Raw genomic sequence first — 18,479 nt, 5'->3', positions numbered from 1 at the left:
GCTAAAGTTTGAAAAAATCCATCATGTCGTCAAAATCCTTTGGTGAAATGCAGACTGGGGAGTTTTGAGGTATTATTTAGGAAATTGTCGGGCCAAGGCCGATCTACGCTTGTTGTGATCCTATCACCTACCAAATTATCAGACTTCAATATTGAGATTCTAATGTATTCATACTTTTATGGTGTTCATTTTTTTCATAGTAACAACTCTGTTATGGTTCGGAGTCATCCAACTATTTCTTTAGTAAAATATTTTGGTGTACGCGATGAATCACTCAGACTACCGACCCGATCTAGTTTTGCTTTATCGCTAATGAATCTTTTTACTACAACCACTGTGTCGTTTAATCATGGTGAAAAAACGGATAATATTTTAATTGAAAATTATGATGATGAAGCAGGGATCGAAATGATAAGAGCATTTATTCAAAAATTTCGAGAGCTGTATCAGATTCAAAGATATTTCAATGTAAAATCAAAAAATAATTTTCCAACAGCGAGCGGACTTGCAAGTAGCGGTAGCGGCTTTGCTGCATTAACTATCGCCTTAGCTGAACTTTGTCAGTTAAATCTATCAAAAAAGGAGTTGTCTGCACTTGCTCGCTTAGGTTCAGGTTCGGCTGTACGTTCAATTTATGGTGGTATGGTATTTTGGCATAGGGGAGAAAATGCAGAAGGTAACGATTGTTTTGCTGAAACCATTTTTCCATCCAATCATTGGCCGGAACTACGAATGATCGTAATTGTAGTTTCAGAACAACCAAAATCAATAAGTACTCGCAATGCTGGAAAAATGATACTAAAAAGTCCAAGTTATCAACGTTGGATAGATGCAGCTGAAGAAAGAATTACTTTGTTGGTTAAGGCGATACGAGATAAAGAAATTGATCTTGTAGGGAGCATCATGGAACAAGATTGTATAGAAATGCACCATTGTTTAAAACAAGTTGGCATAACCTATCATACGGAAGAAAGTAACCAGGTGATGGATATTATTAGAGGTCTGCGTCAGGAAAAAATTAACTGCTATTTTACATCGGATGCTGGTCCTCAAATCAAAGTTTTGTGTTTAGAACAACAGGTATCTTTAATTATAAATCGTATCAAAGAGGACATTCCACAGGTAAGATGCCTTGTTTCGAATATTGCAGCTGATCCAATCGTTAAAAAATCACTGATAAAAAACACCGATGAACCTGAAACGGGTTCTTATACAGCAAAGTTATAAATAGGCCTAGGAAGCGTAGGTCGGCCGCCCTTGGTCCGATGGGTTGAGTTTGGCTTAATAGAAGGAATCGGGACCCTTCGTTTCTGTTAAATTTATAAGGTATAGGTCACGGAATTACCCAAAGGTATTCACGCTCTCATTAATAATACTGACTGAAATTCTACCCTTTTTATCTTTATTGCGTTTGATAATTGAATAAACTCTAAGGTTTAAATCGGCAGAGGAGACGTTGGCAATGCTCATAAAGTATTGACTTTCAATCGTGACTTGCTCGCTTCGAATTCCCATTTTTTGCAATAATAGATTAATCTTTCTCAAATCCTGAATTCCTTTTTTCCCGCGTGCATTTATTAATCGTTCGACCTGACTTTCATCTAGACCATAGCCTAGTGATCGGAGTACTGGTGCTGAGGCTGTATTGAGATTAATCGGTGTTACTTCGGGTAGGGCGGTAATAAAATTAAACAAGCTACGGTAAAGCTTGGCAGAGACTCCTTCTAATAAGCGAAACTCAGATACGCTCCTCATGAGTTGGTGGGCCGGATAGTAGGGTGGTTTTTGTTTCATATATTGAAGTGACAACGTCTCATCTTGACCAGGTTGGTAGGGGATAATCCAGTTTTGTAGGGTTACAGCAAGTTCTTTACGCTGCTCTTGACTTAATTTTGTGGCATTTTTAAGGAAATTGATAAACGATAATTGGTATTTCTGATCAGAAATATTGTTTAAATTAAAGCGAGCTTGTAAATCATATAAACTGCCCTGAATCGAGACATCGGGATAAATAGATTGCAATTTGCTTGGAAAATCAAGAACTTTGCCTAATTTGTTACTGAATGTAAATTTATTTTTGGAATCAGATAACTCTCCAAATGCCCAAAAAACAACTGCCTGTGAGGCCAAATAGACCTTATCGCTAGCAATGGTTAAACGAGTGCGGTAGATATCGAGTTGTAAGCGGGTGCTCATCGCAGTTGCTGCTATGGAAACGAGGGTCATGATGAATAATGCCGTAATTAAAGCACTTCCACTATTTTTCCGCATAAAGCGCCCCAGGTATAATAAAGAGAAGATTCATTTTGCCCCAGTCATTCAACGATAAATTCATTTGAATTGCTTTGGGTAATGGCTCAGCGCGTTGATTTTGTTGCACAGCATTAGGTCGCCACTCTGACAAAACTTGTAAACTATGATTTAAGTAGGCAAATTGGCAATTCATGAGACGCTCAATTAATACTTTGTCTTGATAAATATCTCGGTTGACTGGGTCAAGGGTCACCCAACTTCTACGAATCAGTTGATTATTTCGACATAAAAAGGCGACGCGCTGGAGAACACTGCGTTTCTTCTCACTATTAGGATTAACCAACCCGCTTCGCGTAAATTCAAGGTATTGAGATTCACCCACAAATATGGGGTGGAGTTGCATTTCATGACCAGCGCGTATATCACGACTAATCGCTTGTTCGGTATCATGTTCTATCAATATGATAGCCAGTTGCAAAGCATTCAGACGTTCAGCCTGCTCAATAACGCGGGAGCGAGTATTAAAGGCATAATACATCGCTGAAGAGGTAATCGCCGCAAGAATAGCAAAAACAGTAAGAGCAATTAAGATTTCAATGAGAGTAAACCCTTCTTCAGTCTTCATGGTTTATACCAAAAGGCGACGAGTGGATCCCGAAAGGGACCGGATTGATTTCTGCTCACAGTAATCGTAATTTGCTGTATTGATTTAATCGGTGTGGAAGTCATTTTAGCACGCCAATACCAACGCTGGCCTAGCATAGAAGTCACTTTAGTTACTTCTTGATTAGCCAGTTGCAATAATCCTAGTTGAATCATAGTGACCCCTTGCATGGCAACCCAGTGACTAATTGTTTTTTCTTTGATGCGTTGAGTATTTGAAACATTTTGTGCGGTTGCTTTAAACAGAGCAGTCAAGGCAATAGCAATAACGGATAGAGCGAGTAGAACTTCAATTAATGTAAATCCTTTTTGTTTCGCTCTTTGGTTCATTTAGGTTTCTCAATTATAATGCGCCCATCAGTGTTGCCAATTAAGCTGACTACCTGAGTATTAGTTGATGTCCCAAAATCAGCAATAAACTCAGACATGTCGCCTGCTGGAGTGATAATAATGTCTGGATTTTTTAATTTATTTTTAGAGCCTCCCTGCCGAAAGGTCACGCTAATCTTGCTCGGAAAGGAACGCCAATGAAAAATACTTTTTGCTGGCATCATTTGCCAACCACCGCTCTCAAAACGGTAAGTACTATAGCCTTCATTCGCTAAATTGATTCCGAGAGTGCTCGTTTCAATTATTGCTTGCTGTTGAACCAGTTTAATATAAGAGGAAAATTGCTCAGCACTCACTACTGCGCGTCGACTAGCACCAAAATCACCAAAAGCGAGCATTGCAAAACCAAGGGTGATGCCGATAATAGCCACCACCACTAAAATTTCAATCAGAGTAAATCCACGCTCAGCGTGCATCCCAATTGCCTATTTCAGCATTAATACCACTGCCGCCCGCTTGGCCTGATGCGCCTAAAGTAAATATATCGACCTCGCCATGTTCGCCCGGGTTAAGATATAGATAATCACGCCCCCAAGGATCTTTGGGTAATGATTTAAGATACTGTTTCCAATCTTGAGGAATGGGATTTGAAGAGGGTTTTTCAACTAAGGCCACCAATCCTTGATCAGTTGTTGGGTAAGAACCATTGTCGAGTTTATAAAGGTCTAAGGCATTTTGGATGGCTAAAACATCTTGCTTAGCTTTTACCACCCTTGCTTCATCTGGGCGATTAATAATTTTAGGAACAACGATTGAGGCAAGAATTCCCAAAATAACGACTACCACCATAATTTCAATCAAAGAAAAACCACTTTGTCTATTCATTAAAAACTCCGAGCGGGAAAATAATTTTTGCAATACATTCTACTACAACGAATCAAACCCGTGTATGAAAATCGGTGGATATAATTGCAAGAGTAGAATTTTTATTAATACCCAATTGCTAGAAGGTATAATTGTCGATAAATTATACACTAAAAGGGTTGTAGGTTGGGCCTCGTTTCACAAATTCATTTGCATTCGATCTAGTTAAACTAAGACCAAAATTGCGCTGTGTGGGACTTGAATCTGTGTTCATAAAATAAACAGACAGAATAAATATGACAATAGCACAATAAAATAACCAAATTAGTCTTTGATTTGTTATTCTTAGATAAGATATTTTGTAATACAGGGAGAAAATCAATAATGAAGTCATTTAAATATATCCTACTAATATTCCTTTTTTTTTCTTCGTTTTCCACTTTTGCTTATCTTGAAAATAGCTCAAATATACAAACACCGATTGCATCCAATGTTCTTGTGGGGGATTCAATTACTGCAGCCTGGCCATGGCAGGAGTTGTTGGCTAAGTCAGATATCGCTAATCGTGGAGTAAGTGGTGATACTTCGACGCAAATTTTACAACGAATGAATGGTATTCTTGAAGTTAAGCCCAAAAAAGCTTTTCTAATGTTTGGAATTAATGATTTTGGAAGGGGAGCTGATCCTGAGCAAGTTTTTAAAAACTATGAAACAATTGTAGAAATATTACAAAATGCCAAAGTTAGAGTCATTATTTCGTCGACTATTAAATGCAGTGCGAACCAAATTTACCTGCAATCTCAGATCATTAATCAAAAAGTTGATCGACTCAATGCGAAATTAAGAGATTTTTCGCGAAATCATGGCATCATTTTTGTCGATATTAATCAAAAATTATCAGATAGCAATGGAGGTCTCAATAAACGGTACACAGTTGATGGTGTGCATTTAAATTATGAGGCCTATAAGGAATGGGCAAAATTGTTATCGCCATTGATTAATGAAAATTAATTACAAGAAAAACCTGGTTGCCACAAAACAGCAATCAGGTGGTTAACTCACCAATTGATCCATTGAGAACACAGGGAGTAATGTTGCTAAAACGATAAATAATACAACCGCACCCATGAATAGAATGACTAAGGGCTCAAGAAGAGTTAAAGCTGTATCAATCAACCGTTTAACTTCATTATCTAAATGAGAAGCGGCTTTCTCCATCATACCCGCAATTTGACCACTTTTTTCTCCACTGGCAATTAAATGAGTTGCCATTGGACTTAAGAACCCCGTATCTTTTAACGATTGACTGATAGCACCGCCTTCGCGTACTCGAACAGTCGCATTATCAAAAGCATTTCGCATGACCAAATTGGTGACAAGGCTTGCTGAAACACGCATTGTTTCGAGAACAGAGACTCCAGCAGCAAATAAAATACCAAAGGTATGGATATAACGTGCCACATTAACTGAGCGCACTAAATAGGAAGCGATTGGTAACTTGAGTAAAATTTTATGCCAAGCAGTACGAATTTTTATGTTAGAAAGACTTTTCTTAAAGCCAGCGAGCAAGGCAATAAGGATTCCAATGGCAATTAAACCATAAGATTTAATCCAGTGGCTTAAATTGATAAGTACTTTTGTCATGCTGGGTAATTCTTGTCCACTACTGCTAAATACTTCAATAATTTTGGGGACAACAAAGGCTAAAAGAAAGCTAATGATTGCAGTAGAAACAATAATCATTAACGAAGGATAAATAAGGGCTTGTTGAACTTTTTGCCGAGTTTGTTGCTGATTTTCTGTGTAATCAGCCAGTTTTTCCAAGACCACATCCAATCGTCCGGTTTGCTCTCCAGCCCCTACAGTCGCCCGATAAAGTTCTGGGAATGCATTGGGGAATTCACCCATCGCTTGGGCTAAACCATACCCTTCAAGCACCTTTGAGCGAACACCAATAATCAAACCGCGAACTTTATCTTTCTCGGTTTGTTCACTAACGCCACGTAAAGATTCTTCAACTGGAATTCCAGCAGCAAGTAAAGTCGCTAATTGACGTGTAAATAAAGACAAATCTTGAGCGGCTAATTTATCTTTACTGCGCAACTTTTGTTGCTTGGATAAAGGACGAATTTGAGTTGGAACTAAACCCTGTTCGCGTAAATATTGGCGAGCTTGACGTTCGGAATCCGCCTCAATGACGCCTTTTTTTGTAGAGCCTGTTTTGTTTAGCGCTTGGTAATGATAGGCGCCCATAAGATTTACTTTCAGTTTTAAGGAGAATTAGTTTAATCTATTGGGTTAAATAAGTCACTTAGAGTAGACTTTTGATAGTAGGTATTTGGACAATCTTGGAGAAGGACAATGAGTACAGCAGCATTACATGAATCGATCAAGGAAAAAGAGATTAAGTTTATTGATCTGCGGTTCACTGATACAAAAGGAAAAGAACAACATATTACTGTTCCCACCTCTGCTCTTGATGACGACATGATCGAAAATGGCAAGATGTTTGATGGTTCATCAATTAAAGGTTGGCAAAAAATACATAAATCTGACCTCGCTCTGATTCCCGATCTAGAAACCGTAGTTTTTGATCCTTTCTACCAAGACAATACTCTAATTATTCGTTGTAATGTTGTCGATCCTCAGACTATGCTTGGCTATGACCGTGATCCACGCTCAATTGCTCATCGCGCAGAAGCTTATATGAAATCGACAGGGATTGCGGATCAAGCTTTCTTTGGACCTGAGCCTGAGTTTTTTATTTTTGATGATGTTCGTTCACAAACTGGAATGCGTGGAGCTTTTTACGAATTAGATTCCAGTGAAGGACATTGGAATTCAGGTAAAGTCATTGAAGGTGGAAATATTGGCCATCGACCCAGTATAAAAGGCGGGTATTTTCCTGTTCCTCCTGTCGATTCATCTCAAGATATTCGTTCAGCCATTTGTTTAACACTTGAAGAAATGGGCATCATCGTTGAAGCACATCATCATGAAGTGGCTACAGCGAATCAATGCGAAGTTGCGACCCGCTTCAATACTCTGACTAAAAAGGCGGATGAATTACAAATTTTAAAATATGTGGTGCAAAATGTTGCGCACAATTATGGCAAAACAGCCACGTTTATGCCTAAACCTTTATTTGGCGATAATGGTAATGGCATGCATTGCCACCAATCCTTGATGAAGGATAATGTTAATTTGTTTACTGGTGATGGATATGCTGGTCTATCTGAAACTGCACTTTATTATATTGGCGGAATCATTAAACATGCTCGTGCATTGAATGCGTTCACTAACCCAGCAACGAATAGTTATAAACGTTTGGTTCCAGGATTTGAGGCGCCAGTCTTATTAGCTTACTCTGCACGTAATCGTTCCGCTGCTATTCGTATTCCACATACCAGCAATCCTAAAGGACGTCGAATTGAAGTGCGTTTTCCAGATCCTATGGCTAACCCTTATCTTGCGTTTTCTGCAATGATGATGGCTGGTTTGGATGGAATTCAGAAAAAAATTCATCCTGGTCAGCCTATGGATAAAGATTTGTATGATTTACCACCTGAAGAGTTAGTTGATGTACCGACTGTTTGTAACTCTTTGGAACAAGCGATGCAATACTTGCAAGAGGGTCATGAATTTTTGCTCCAAGGTGATGTATTTAGTAAAGATTTTATTCAAAGTTACATTGCTTTGAAGGAAGAAGAAATTCAAATGTTGAGAATGCTTCCGCATCCGTTTGAGTTTGAGTTGTATTATAGCCTTTAATACTTCTGGCGCATTCCAGTTTAACCGGCGTTGTGCATAAAGGTTGGGCCTTGGCCCAACAAATTCATTGAGAAATTTAATTTATTCGCATTATATGGAGTGTTTGTTAGGCTAAGGCCAATCTACTTTATCTGCGACGCTGGTTTTGAACGCGGGGAATCACTTGAACATGTTTTTTCTCATCACGCTATAATGCTGGAGAATTTATGAAGCTAAGATCCCATAACCTTTTAACATGGGTACCTCATTTATTTTTATTTTATAGAGAAAAAGTATTTCGTAAATTACTCCCTATTTCTCTCATTATCACCCTGTATGCGATCCTAATTGCTCATTTTTTCCAGAATGCTACACGTTATAACGTTGGCCAATTTCATTTAATTTTTAGTTTTATTTTGACAATTATAATTAGCTTTAGAGTCAATACAAGTTATGCGCGTTGGTGGGAAGGGCGAACTTTGTGGGGGTCAATTGTCAATAATTGTCGAAATTTAGGTTTAAAATTTGATGCCTTTGCTGGATTGAAAAATCATCCTTGTTTTTTTGAATTATTAAAAAGATTACCAATCATAATTAAGGCTAATTTGCGAAAAAATACTAACGAATACATGGAAGAGTTGCATGCTCTTGGTATTGGTGAAATTGGTACTCAACACCCTGTCATTATAGTGGTTCAACGAATGTATTGTATTATCAACGAATTACGCGATAAGAAAAAACTCCGCTTTGAACAATATCTCGCTTTAGATAATCATTTAGCCAATATCGTTGATCTGGTCGGTGGCTGTGAGCGAATTGCAAATACTAATGTACCGCCTGCTTTTGCTTTTTTTGTTAAGCAAGCCTTACTTTTCTACGCCTTGATGTTTCCTTTTGGTTGGGTGGATACTTTTGGATTTTTAATTATTCCCATGATGGTAATGATTGTATATATCCTATTGGGATTAGAGATTTTATCGGAAGAATTAGAGGAGCCTTTTGGCAAAAATGATAATGAGTTACCGCTTAATATTATTTCCACAACGATTAGTAAGAATATTGAGCAAATTGCTGATAAAGGTAGGAAATTTAATGAACAGAATTTCCCAATGACATAGCAATTATTTGTAATCACTCAAATTGACGCTAACTTAATAGCAGACCCCTTGAAATTTGCCGTTCTAACCCGCATATAAAGTTTGTATTCGCGCTTCGGTTTATCGGAGATATTTTTTAAGCTGTTGATAAAATTAATAAAACCATTCTAGGCGCAACATTCGATTTTTGTACAATTTTTTGGTTATGGGGGATTTATAAATGGCGGCAAAGCAACAAACTATGGGTTTTCAAACTGAAGTTAAACAAATGCTCCATCTCGTTATTCATTCACTCTACTCAAACAAAGAAATTTTTTTGAGAGAGCTTATTTCGAATGCTTCTGATGCGTTGGATAAACTACGTTTTTTAGCCCTTGCTGATGCTTCTTTGTATGAGAAAGATTCTGATCTTCGTATTACTATAGAATTCAATGAGAAGTTAAAAACAATCACCATCAAAGATAATGGGATCGGTTTAAGTTGGGAGGAGGCTGTTGAGAATTTAGGAACTATTGCCAAATCTGGGACCAAAGAATTTCTCAGCCATATGACAGGCGAAGCAGCAAAAGATTCTCATTTGATTGGTCAATTTGGCGTTGGTTTTTATTCGTCATTTATTGTTGCGGATAAAGTAACTCTTAAAAGTCGACGGGCAGGGTTGAAAGCTGAAGAGGGAATCCTCTGGGAATCTAGCGGTGATGGTGAATTTACTATCGCTCAAGAGAAGAAAGCTCAACGCGGAACCGAAGTCACTCTTCATCTGAAGAAGGAAGACGACGAATTTTTAAGTGATTGGCGACTACGTCAAATTATTAGCAAATATTCTGATCATATTTGCTGGCCAATTGAGATGAAAAAAATTTCTGAGGATGACAAAGAATCGCCAGATTTCGAAACAGTAAATAAGGCGACTGCATTATGGACTTTGCAAAAATCAGAGATTAGTGACGAGGAATACAAAGAACTGTATAAACATATTTCTCATGATTATCAAGATCCTTTGGTTTGGTCTCATAACCATGTTGAAGGAAAACAGGATTACATCAGTTTACTTTATATTCCTGCTCACGCGCCATTTGATTTATGGCAACAAGAAATGAAACACGGTCTAAAGCTGTATGTGAAACGTGTATTCATTATGGATGATGCAGTACAGTTTTTACCACGATATTTACGTTTCGTAAAAGGTATTGTGGATGCAAATGATTTACCACTGAACGTCTCTCGTGAAATTTTACAAGACAATAAATTAGTTGATGCAATTAAGTCAGCCTGTACTAAACGCATTTTGTCAATGCTGGATAAATTGAGCAATCAAGACCCAGAAAAATACCAGCAATTTTGGAGTGAATTTGGTCTGGCTATGAAAGAAGGGCCTATTGAAGATTTTGCTAATAAAGAAGCGATTGCTAAATTGCTACGTTTTGCCACGACAACGAGTGATTCAGAAAAGCAAACAGTCAAACTCTCTGACTATGTTTCTCGTATGAAAGAAGGACAAGATAAGATCTATTATATTACTGCATCCAGTTATAATGCTGCTAAAAATAGTCCTCATCTTGAAATCTTTAGAAAAAAAGGCATCGAAGTATTATTGCTCAGTGACCGTGTAGACGAATGGTTAGTGGGATATTTAAGCGAATTCGATGGCAAAAAATTACAATCAATCAGCAAAGGCAAAATTGATTTTGATATCGAAGAAGATGAAAAGATCAAAGAAGATGAAAAAACTCTCGAGCCGATGCTTAAGCAAATTAAAGATGTGTTAGGCGATAAAATTAAAGAAGTGCAATTTACCAATCGATTAACGACATCTCCTGCTTGTGTAGTTGCTAGCGACGAGGATATGGGCATGGAAATGCAGCGTATTTTGCAAGCCGCAGGCCAGCCAGTTCAATTATCTAAACCGGTGTTCGAAATTAATCCTGAACATGCTTTAGTGAAGCGCTTGCACGATATCAGCGATGAAAGTCGTTTTGCTGAATGGGTAGTGATGCTTTTTGAACAGGCTGTCTTGGCTGAAGGTGGACAATTAGATAATCCTGCCGATTTTGTTAATCGAGTGAATAAACTGCTGCTAGATGCTTAGTAATTAGTGTCCCTACATAAAGGCCCACATGAGTGGGCCTTTTTAAAGCTTTTATAAAATCACATCCCTAGTACTTGAATCTGGCTATTAATACCTAGCTAGTTAAGAATAAAGGGGGAATTTATAAAATGGGGGGTAATTATTCGTCAGTTAAACGAAAATATTTTGTACCAAAGTAACGCTGTAATTTTTTTCTGATCGTACCACGGCTGATACCAAGCATCTTTGCAGCTTGTAGCTGATTGCCACGTCTTTTCTCCATGACAGCTTGTAAGAGTGGTGGTTCAACTTCAGAAAGAATCATGTCATAGAGATCATCGATGGCTTTGCCTTTATTTTCGGCAAGAAATCGAGTTACCAAACCATATACCAAATCTTGCAGACCTTGGTCTTGTTTCGTGGTTTGAGCAGTAGCTTGTGTATCAATGACATTCATCGTAACTTCCTTATTTTAGTTAAATCATTCTATCCCAATGCTTTCATTTGATAGATGAAAGCAAAATTAATTGTACATGAAGGCTAATTGATAATCTACTATTCTTACGCAAGAATGATTTATTCTTCAGCAAGTTGCAATTCGGCCATGACCAACTCAGCAATGGTACAATCTGCCTGTCCTGAGGAAAGAGAGAGTTTAAGCGCTTTCAGACGTCGTTTCATTCGGTCGATAGCCTCTTGATCGGTTAATAATTCAGTAAGAGCACGTGTAAGCTCGGTTGTATTACAATCGTATTGTAATAGCTCCGGGACAATCATTTCATTTTTTAAGAGATTACACAAACCTAAGTATTTTACTCTAATCACTTTCATTGCAACAATATAACTGAGTAAAGAGCCTTTATAGATAATGCACATGGGTTTTTCTAAGAGTGCACATTCTAAAGAGGCGGTACCAGAGGCGACAACCACACAATCACTACAGGCTACTACCTCACTCGCTTTGCCTAGGACAAATGAGATTCTCAACTTAGATTGTGAGAAATAATTTTTAATAATTTCCGGATTAAGCGTGCCTGCAATAGGAATGACAAAATGCAAGTCATCGATTTGCTTAGAAACTGCTTCAGCGGTAGCCACCAAAACTGGCATATGCCTTTCGATTTCGTTGCGTCTACTGCCTGGCAACAGGGCTACTAAACGTTTGTCTGTGGGAAGACCTAATACCTTGCGCGCACTGACCATATCATCACAGCTGGGTATTTTTTCAATAAGAGGATGGCCTACAAACGATACGGGAATATTCGCACGTTGATAAATTTCTTTTTCGAAAGGAAGTATGACCGCCATTCTATCGACATTGGCGCGAATAATTTCAATACGATTGGGTTTCCAAGCCCAAATTTGTGGACTTATATAATATAAAATCCGAATACCGAGTTGCTTAGCAAATTTAACGAGACGTAAATTGAAACCTGGGAAATCAACTAAAATTAATAAGTCTGGCTTATTTTGGCTGAGATGAATTTTGATTGCATCAAACGCTTTTTTAATAATACGAAGATGACGGACTACTTCTGTAAGGCCAGTAGTCCCATATCGGGCTAAGTCAGAAACAAGATGCACACCGGCCGCCTGCATATGCCTGCCGCCAATGCCACTTATTTCAAGCGAGCCATAGTCGGCAGTTAATTGGCGTACAAGAGCGGCGGCATGAATGTCGCCTGATTCTTCTCCAGCAATAATAACAAGGCGCTTAGTCGCTTGCATATTTTGAAATCAAATGAGTATCAATTAATGCAGTAATTTTAGCGGCTGTTGCTAATGCATCTCGACCTTCTTCTCCAGTGACTACAGGTGCTGAATCATTCTCGATGCACTCTAAGAATGCTTGAATTTCTGCTAGTAATGCATCGCCTTTCTCAAAGATTGATTGATGACGGGTGATTTCAGGAATACCCGGAAACATTTCGCCTTCACCTTTTTGGAATACTGCGAATTGTTTGTTTTGGTAATCGATAGAAATATAAGAATTAGGCTGAAAAATTCTTGTCTTACGTTCTGTTTTGAAGCTAATACGGCTGGCTGTCACATTGGCAACACAATGATTTTCAAAGGTAATTCTTGCATTCGCAATATCAATCGACTTAGTTAAAACCGGTGCACCTTGAGCATCGATACTAACTATCGGGGAATTAACGATGGTTTGAATTAAATCAATATCATGTATCATCAAATCAAGAATAACATTAACATCGGTGCCTCTTGGATTAAATGGAGACAGTCGATGAGACTCAATAAATAAGGGTCGCTCAAGGTATTCATCGAGTGCTAAACGCGCAGAGTTAAAGCGTTCTAAGTGACCTACTTGTAATTTGAGTTGTTGCTGTTTAGCTAAAGCTATAAGCTCATTGGCTTGCTCAACAGTTTCGGTGATTGGTTTTTCGATAAGAACATGAATGCCTTGTTCTAAACAAGCTTTAGCAATTTCATAATGCTTATTTGTCGTAGCCACAATGCTTACCGCATCGACTTTACCAAATAAATCTCGGTAGTCAAAATAGGCGGGTATGTTAAGCTCTCTTGATACTAATTCACAGGCATCTACATTGACATCGCAGACTGCAGCTAAATTAGCATTGGATAGCATTTTATATTTTTGAGCATGAAAACGCCCAAGATAGCCAACTCCAATTACCGCACAATTTAATATACTCATAACACAACGATGATAATAATTTGTGCGCATGATCTCATTTTCTTAATGATAAATCAATTTTATATGGTTATGATTAGCCGCTTATCGATTTATAGGAGAGGAGTTAATGGATAGATGTATTGCAGGAGTTGATGAAGTAGGTCGGGGCCCATTAGCAGGGCCGCTTGTTACTGCTGCAGTTATTCTTTATAAGCCTATCGAAGGGGCGACTGATTCAAAAAAATTAACGCCAGCCAAACGAAAAGAATTAGTCAAAAAAATTAAAGACGAAGCACGCTGCTTTGCTTATGGTCGAGCAGAAGTTGAAGAAATTGATCGCTTAAATATTCATCACGCTACTTTGTTGGCAATGAAGCGAGCAGTTGAAGCCTTAGCAATTCTACCTGATGAAGTCATGGTCGATGGTTTATACGTTCCAGCCCTGTCTATACCTTGTAGAGCCATTGTTAATGGCGATAATTTAGAAAATTCTATCGGTGCAGCATCGATTTTAGCCAAAGTGCTGAGAGATGAAGAAATGGAGGCAATGGATTTAATCTACCCAGGATATGGCTTTGCTGTACATAAAGGCTATGCCACTTTAATGCATCGCACGGCTTTAAAAGAAAAGGGACCTTGTCCGATTCATCGAAAAAGCTTTGGCTCTGTGGCGATGAGTTTGACAAAGAGTTTTGCCTAGTCGGGCCAAGGCCCGAACTGCTTAAAGACTTCGAAATTCAACCCAAGCCAGCTCAATTAATAAACAGGAGAAATTCGTTTAACATCATGTGTTAATAACTTAAAATAATCATAGGACATATAAAAATCGCCATAATTTCCAGCGAAGTTAGACCAAGAGTTACGTAAAGTTAATAAGCCTGTGTGTCTTTTCCCTTTATTATCAGTGGCAACTGCATTGTCATCGTACCCAGTAATAATCATTTCGTGGCCGGTCTTTGCATTGTATATATCCTTTAAGATTTCTGGGGTGAGTACCCAAGTGTCGTAGTCGAACCATGTTTTATATTTACCAACTGCTCCAGCCGTTCCCAGATCCGTACGCGGGAGTAAGACTCCAAATACTAATCTATCTCCTGAATTAAGTGTTTGTTTCACTTCATCCAATAGTTTATTTGCGTCTGCTCTTCGATAAATATTTGACCAATTGGCTGCTTTTCCAAAGACTAACTCACTTAATGAATAATATTGTTCCGGTTCTATAAATGATTGAGGAATGGAAGTGTAAGAAGGGTAATAATTTATACCGCCGCAGCCTTTCTTCCGTTGTTTTTCCGTATTAACGATTCCGTACTGCGTAATTTGGTTGATAACTTGACTAGCATTGCTACCATTCCACCCACTGAGGCCATAACCTTGTTTTTCTAAATAAGATCCCAGCTGTAAATGACATACTTGGCTCACATAATCACCTTGGCCAATGACTGCATCAAGTGCCCCTGTGACTGCAAAGGTAACACAAGTCCCATGACGACCTTGGTCAAGCACGGGTACATTCTTCATGCCCAGTTGTACTTTACTAGGAAATAGTGAGATTTCTGATGAGGGTAAAAACGAATTAGAATGGGCTAATAACTCTTTTGCACGGTTTGCTAACTGTTCTTTTTCTTCAGCAGAGAGGTCAATTTGCAGTAATTGGATGACTTTTTCATTGCTTTGATTAGCAGCTGCTTTATTGGGTGCAAGTTTTAAATGATGCTCGATTGAACCTACAATATTAAGGTCTTCGGCAAATGCGCTTCCGTTAACAAATACGAATAGAGCCAAGGTGATGGTTGTGATTTTTCTAAACGTCATGGTAGGCTAATGATCAAGGATAAGGTGGTTGATTATTATTCTTGTTGTTTCTAATGTCAACAAATAATGTTCCTGGACTACCAATTTCGCAGAGTCAAGTAGTTGTTAGGGTTTAAAACTAAATCCAGTTTTTATTTTTTTCAAAATTGATTTTGCCTGTTCAATATTATCTTCCTCTAAAGCGAATTCAAGCTCATTCAGGTGAATACGAAGCGTATTTCGATTAACTTGGCTTAAACCGCGTAAAAGAAAACCAATCGCTGTAAAAACAAGCATGCTGAAATAAGGGTGGATATTTATAAAATGTTCAAGCGATCTCATTGATCCTCCATGTTAATTGATTCCTTAGTTAGGCTCAGGAATGCTCTTTGATAACTTCCATAGGTTCCACTAAATGGTAATTACAAAAACGTCCCCAATATCGAGCCGTTGCTTTGATCATGTCTGGTTGAAGATAAGGACGTACATTTTGACTAGAGAAGGCAGAAATTACCTTTAATTTAATATCAATAAATTCATCAATCTTGATAAAAATATTCGGTCTAAAATCCACAGTGCTTGAAGGCGTGAGATAGCCAAATACATTGGGTGTTTGACGGCATGCGGTGATAGTTGCTTGGTAAATACTTCTGTGATCTTGATGGCTATCAAAAAAAGTATGAGTATAAACGTGCGTAGGTTTAACTTGTTCAAGAATCTCTTCGATAGATTCTATGGTTTCTATACTATTTGTAATTTTAGTATCGGCAAGATTTCCTAAAAATAACTTTGCACCTTGAAGCTTTGCAGCTACCTGTGCTTCTTTTTTTCTGATGCTTGGATTACCACCCTGTGCTCCTAAACTTAGAGTCAAGATATTCAGTTGGCTACCTTCGGCACGGAGTTTTGCCAAAGTGCCGGCACATCCAAATTCGACATCGTCCGGATGCGCGCCAATGGCTAGTATAATTTTTTTATTTTTTTCTCGCTTATGTTTTGATTCATCAGCTAATTGAATGACTCTCGAGGTAAATTCACTTTTATCGAGTGGTTTAAAAAATAATCCGTCAGCCCGATACTTCATCGCGGTCAGGATAAAATCCACCTTAATATTTTCAGTAATAATGATAATAGCAGTATCAGGATTCACTTCCTTTACCATTTTCGTGATATCTAAGTCGTTGATTTGCGGGCAATTGATGTCTGTAATGACGACGTTCCAGGTATTAAGCCTTGCTTGTTGCTGTGCATGCTCATTATCAACGACATGAACAATGTGAACTCTGTCTTCAAGCCAATTGATAATGGTGTTAGCAAGCTGAATATCGGGTTCAATAAGTAAAGTTTTATAGAGTTGCTTCAAATAAATGCTCCTTCATCCTTGCTACGCTCTATAGATTTTTATTTAATATATTAATAATAGACCCTAGGATTGATTTAGGGATTTAAAATCTAGCAGGTTACTTAAATTTAACCGGACTATTTCGCCATTTTTTAGTGGATTTGCTGTTTCCGTTTGTCGAAATAAGCTCATCCATTCTGGACTTACATTAAATCCATGACTTAAACCAAATTGGAAAGCCTTTAAAAATTGACCATGCCCAATGACAATCACAAATCCTTGTTGTTGAATAATTTGATGATGGAATTGCTTAACTCGTTTCAAAAAATCAGCAAATGATTCTGCATCTTTTCCATCACAATAGTAGGGATCATTTTTTTGCCAGTACTCTTCAACGTCCCTTCTTTTAGCTAACTTGCTTAGGTTATGCAAACGCGAGGGAGAAAGATATATGAACTCCTCAATAGGCCAGGTATCAATTAAAGTATTAGGCCATTGGTTTAATATAAAATCAGCTGTCTGTTTTGCACGAATTAAGGGGGACTTAATAAGTAGATCCGGTGGTTCGATGATCTTTTGAGCTGCCTTTTGCGCTTGCTCTTTTCCCAAGGGTGTCAGGCAGGTTTCAGCGGGTTTGTCGCTCCATCTCCCGCAGTTTATTTCAGTTTCCCCATGTCTGATTAGCCAAAGTTTTAAGTGCGACATAGTGCCTTCCATTCATTAAGATCAAAAAAATGTTCAGTCCAATAACGGACAACCATCAATTCTTTAAACGGCAATAATTCAGAGCTCAGTGGTTCATGCAAAATATCTTTAATCAAGAGTTTAGGGATATCTATTCCTGCAGCAGCAGTTAGGGGTAAGGTGCCAGGAAATCGGGGATTAATTTCTAGCAATTTAAAATCCCCTTGTGTATTGGCTTTAAATTGAATATTGGCTACGTAGCGAATGTCTACTTGTTTTGCAATTTTAAGAGCCATCTCCGACAGTTGAGGATGATGTATTGTTTGGCTGGCCACGGCGATGCCTGAATCTATTTTCAATCTCAGGCGAGGCACAGCCGCAAGTGGGCAGCCGTCACTGCGGATGTAAACATCGACGGAATATTCTTCACCTGGGAGTAGTTCTTGAATGAGATAACTCTCATCTTTGGGTAGTTGTTGCAGGGCGTTCTGATCATCAATGATCATTGCCCCTCTCGAACCGGCTCCAAGACGTGGTTTAGCAAAGCAGGGAAATTGAAAGGTTTCAGGATTGCTCTTCTCTGATAATAAGAAGAACGAAGGGCATAAACCAGTCTCTTCACAGAAAGCTAATAATTTGTATTTATCGCGACAAAGTTCAAGTGATTTCGCAGAACTCATCGGTAATTTAACGCCATGGCTGGTGAATTCTGTGAGATGTTGTGCAAGGGGCAATAACTCAACATCCACGGTGGGAATCAGGACTTCAATTTGTTTAAGTTGACAAATACTCAGCAAATGGGGCAGGAAATCTGGAGCATCACCTGGGGGAATAATGAACCTTTGTTTTTCTGGCACTAAATATAATCCTGCTGCGCAGGGGTCGATATCAGCCATATAAAGCTCATGTGTTTCAGCAAGACTTTTCCAAACACTGATAGCAGCAGCACCTCCTGCGCCAGTAATCAATATTTTCATC

20 protein-coding genes are annotated in these 18,479 nt (G+C 38.4%); 6 read left to right on the top strand and 14 right to left on the bottom strand.

Annotated features, from left to right (window positions below; translation table 11 throughout):
- The first annotated feature begins 162 nt into the window (after positions 1-162).
- Positions 163-1,227 carry a diphosphomevalonate decarboxylase gene (mvaD, locus tag Ldro_RS01650; protein WP_058494687.1) on the top strand — a complete coding sequence of 355 codons (1,065 nt, stop codon included), beginning with the start codon at positions 163-165 and terminating at the stop codon, positions 1,225-1,227.
- Between the two features lie 114 nt (positions 1,228-1,341).
- On the opposite strand, the gene gspK is transcribed toward mvaD, so the two are convergent.
- The 5 genes from gspK to lspG are packed head-to-tail and all read right to left on the bottom strand — an operon-like array spanning position 1,342 to position 4,131.
- Positions 1,342-2,271 (bottom strand): type II secretion system minor pseudopilin GspK, encoded by a 930-nt coding sequence (gspK, locus tag Ldro_RS01645; protein ID WP_058494686.1) that lies wholly within the window; start codon positions 2,269-2,271, stop codon positions 1,342-1,344.
- Positions 2,258-2,878, bottom strand: coding sequence for a GspJ family T2SS minor pseudopilin variant LspJ (gene lspJ, locus Ldro_RS01640; protein WP_058494685.1), 621 nt, complete (start codon positions 2,876-2,878; stop codon positions 2,258-2,260). The genes gspK and lspJ overlap by 14 nt, the downstream gene beginning before the upstream one ends.
- Positions 2,875-3,246, bottom strand: a complete 372-nt coding sequence (gene lspI / locus Ldro_RS01635; protein ID WP_058494684.1) for a GspI family T2SS minor pseudopilin variant LspI — start codon at positions 3,244-3,246, stop codon at positions 2,875-2,877. Before lspI ends, lspJ begins: the two co-directional genes overlap by 4 nt.
- The gene (gene gspH / locus Ldro_RS01630; protein WP_058494683.1) at positions 3,243-3,722 is read right to left on the bottom strand and encodes a type II secretion system minor pseudopilin GspH; all 480 of its coding nucleotides are present in this window, start codon (positions 3,720-3,722) and stop codon (positions 3,243-3,245) included. The genes lspI and gspH overlap by 4 nt, the downstream gene beginning before the upstream one ends.
- A complete protein-coding gene (lspG, locus tag Ldro_RS01625; RefSeq protein ID WP_058494682.1) occupies positions 3,712-4,131 on the bottom strand; it encodes a GspG family T2SS major pseudopilin variant LspG in 420 nt (139 codons plus the stop codon). The genes gspH and lspG overlap by 11 nt, the downstream gene beginning before the upstream one ends.
- A gap of 363 nt (positions 4,132-4,494) precedes the next feature.
- Between lspG and Ldro_RS01620 the strand changes: the two genes are divergently transcribed.
- Complete coding sequence (locus Ldro_RS01620) at positions 4,495-5,121, top strand: GDSL-type esterase/lipase family protein (RefSeq protein ID WP_058494681.1); 627 nt, start codon at positions 4,495-4,497, stop codon at positions 5,119-5,121.
- Between the two features lie 42 nt (positions 5,122-5,163).
- On the opposite strand, the gene lspF is transcribed toward Ldro_RS01620, so the two are convergent.
- Entirely contained in the window at positions 5,164-6,363 is a 1,200-nt protein-coding gene (gene lspF / locus Ldro_RS01615) for a GspF family T2SS innner membrane protein variant LspF (RefSeq protein ID WP_058494680.1), read from the bottom strand.
- Positions 6,364-6,471: 108 nt separating this feature from the next.
- On the opposite strand from lspF, the gene glnA reads away from it, so the two are divergent.
- The 3 genes from glnA to htpG all read left to right on the top strand — a co-directional run bounded on the left by glnA (position 6,472) and on the right by htpG (position 11,046).
- Positions 6,472-7,881 (top strand): type I glutamate--ammonia ligase, encoded by a 1,410-nt coding sequence (glnA, locus tag Ldro_RS01610; protein ID WP_058494679.1) that lies wholly within the window; start codon positions 6,472-6,474, stop codon positions 7,879-7,881.
- 206 nt (positions 7,882-8,087) lie between these two features.
- Positions 8,088-8,978, top strand: coding sequence for a bestrophin family protein (locus Ldro_RS01605; protein WP_058494678.1), 891 nt, complete (start codon positions 8,088-8,090; stop codon positions 8,976-8,978).
- Between the two features lie 199 nt (positions 8,979-9,177).
- Positions 9,178-11,046 carry a molecular chaperone HtpG gene (gene htpG / locus Ldro_RS01600; protein WP_058494677.1) on the top strand — a complete coding sequence of 623 codons (1,869 nt, stop codon included), beginning with the start codon at positions 9,178-9,180 and terminating at the stop codon, positions 11,044-11,046.
- Between the two features lie 139 nt (positions 11,047-11,185).
- Here the strand turns inward: htpG and Ldro_RS01595 are convergent, their stop codons facing one another.
- The 3 genes from Ldro_RS01595 to Ldro_RS01585 form a co-directional block, all read right to left on the bottom strand.
- Positions 11,186-11,482: a helix-turn-helix domain-containing protein gene (locus Ldro_RS01595; RefSeq protein WP_058494676.1), complete on the bottom strand. Its 297-nt coding sequence runs from the start codon at positions 11,480-11,482 to the stop codon at positions 11,186-11,188.
- Positions 11,483-11,601: 119 nt separating this feature from the next.
- Complete coding sequence (lpxB, locus tag Ldro_RS01590) at positions 11,602-12,753, bottom strand: lipid-A-disaccharide synthase (RefSeq protein ID WP_058494675.1); 1,152 nt, start codon at positions 12,751-12,753, stop codon at positions 11,602-11,604.
- The gene (locus Ldro_RS01585) at positions 12,740-13,702 is read right to left on the bottom strand and encodes a Gfo/Idh/MocA family protein (protein WP_058494902.1); all 963 of its coding nucleotides are present in this window, start codon (positions 13,700-13,702) and stop codon (positions 12,740-12,742) included. The genes lpxB and Ldro_RS01585 overlap by 14 nt, the downstream gene beginning before the upstream one ends.
- A gap of 106 nt (positions 13,703-13,808) precedes the next feature.
- Between Ldro_RS01585 and rnhB the strand changes: the two genes are divergently transcribed.
- Positions 13,809-14,381 (top strand): ribonuclease HII, encoded by a 573-nt coding sequence (rnhB, locus tag Ldro_RS01580; protein ID WP_058494674.1) that lies wholly within the window; start codon positions 13,809-13,811, stop codon positions 14,379-14,381.
- A 56-nt stretch (positions 14,382-14,437) separates the two neighbouring features.
- On the opposite strand, the gene Ldro_RS01575 is transcribed toward rnhB, so the two are convergent.
- The 5 genes from Ldro_RS01575 to Ldro_RS01555 all read right to left on the bottom strand — a co-directional run bounded on the left by Ldro_RS01575 (position 14,438) and on the right by Ldro_RS01555 (position 18,478).
- Positions 14,438-15,496 (bottom strand): C1 family peptidase, encoded by a 1,059-nt coding sequence (locus Ldro_RS01575; RefSeq protein WP_058494673.1) that lies wholly within the window; start codon positions 15,494-15,496, stop codon positions 14,438-14,440.
- A 105-nt stretch (positions 15,497-15,601) separates the two neighbouring features.
- The gene (locus Ldro_RS01570; RefSeq protein WP_058494672.1) at positions 15,602-15,817 is read right to left on the bottom strand and encodes a hypothetical protein; all 216 of its coding nucleotides are present in this window, start codon (positions 15,815-15,817) and stop codon (positions 15,602-15,604) included.
- A 34-nt stretch (positions 15,818-15,851) separates the two neighbouring features.
- Positions 15,852-16,838 (bottom strand): PIG-L family deacetylase, encoded by a 987-nt coding sequence (locus tag Ldro_RS01565; protein WP_058494671.1) that lies wholly within the window; start codon positions 16,836-16,838, stop codon positions 15,852-15,854.
- 63 nt (positions 16,839-16,901) lie between these two features.
- Positions 16,902-17,522, bottom strand: coding sequence for a phosphoglycerate mutase family protein (locus Ldro_RS01560; RefSeq protein WP_058494670.1), 621 nt, complete (start codon positions 17,520-17,522; stop codon positions 16,902-16,904).
- Positions 17,510-18,478 (bottom strand): ATP-grasp domain-containing protein, encoded by a 969-nt coding sequence (locus tag Ldro_RS01555; protein WP_058494669.1) that lies wholly within the window; start codon positions 18,476-18,478, stop codon positions 17,510-17,512. Before Ldro_RS01555 ends, Ldro_RS01560 begins: the two co-directional genes overlap by 13 nt.
- Position 18,479: the final 1 nt, after the last annotated feature.

This window comes from Legionella drozanskii LLAP-1 (genome assembly GCF_001467585.1).
Classification (GTDB): domain Bacteria; phylum Pseudomonadota; class Gammaproteobacteria; order Legionellales; family Legionellaceae; genus Tatlockia; species Tatlockia drozanskii.
This window is presented reverse-complemented; position numbering and strand designations above follow the sequence as displayed.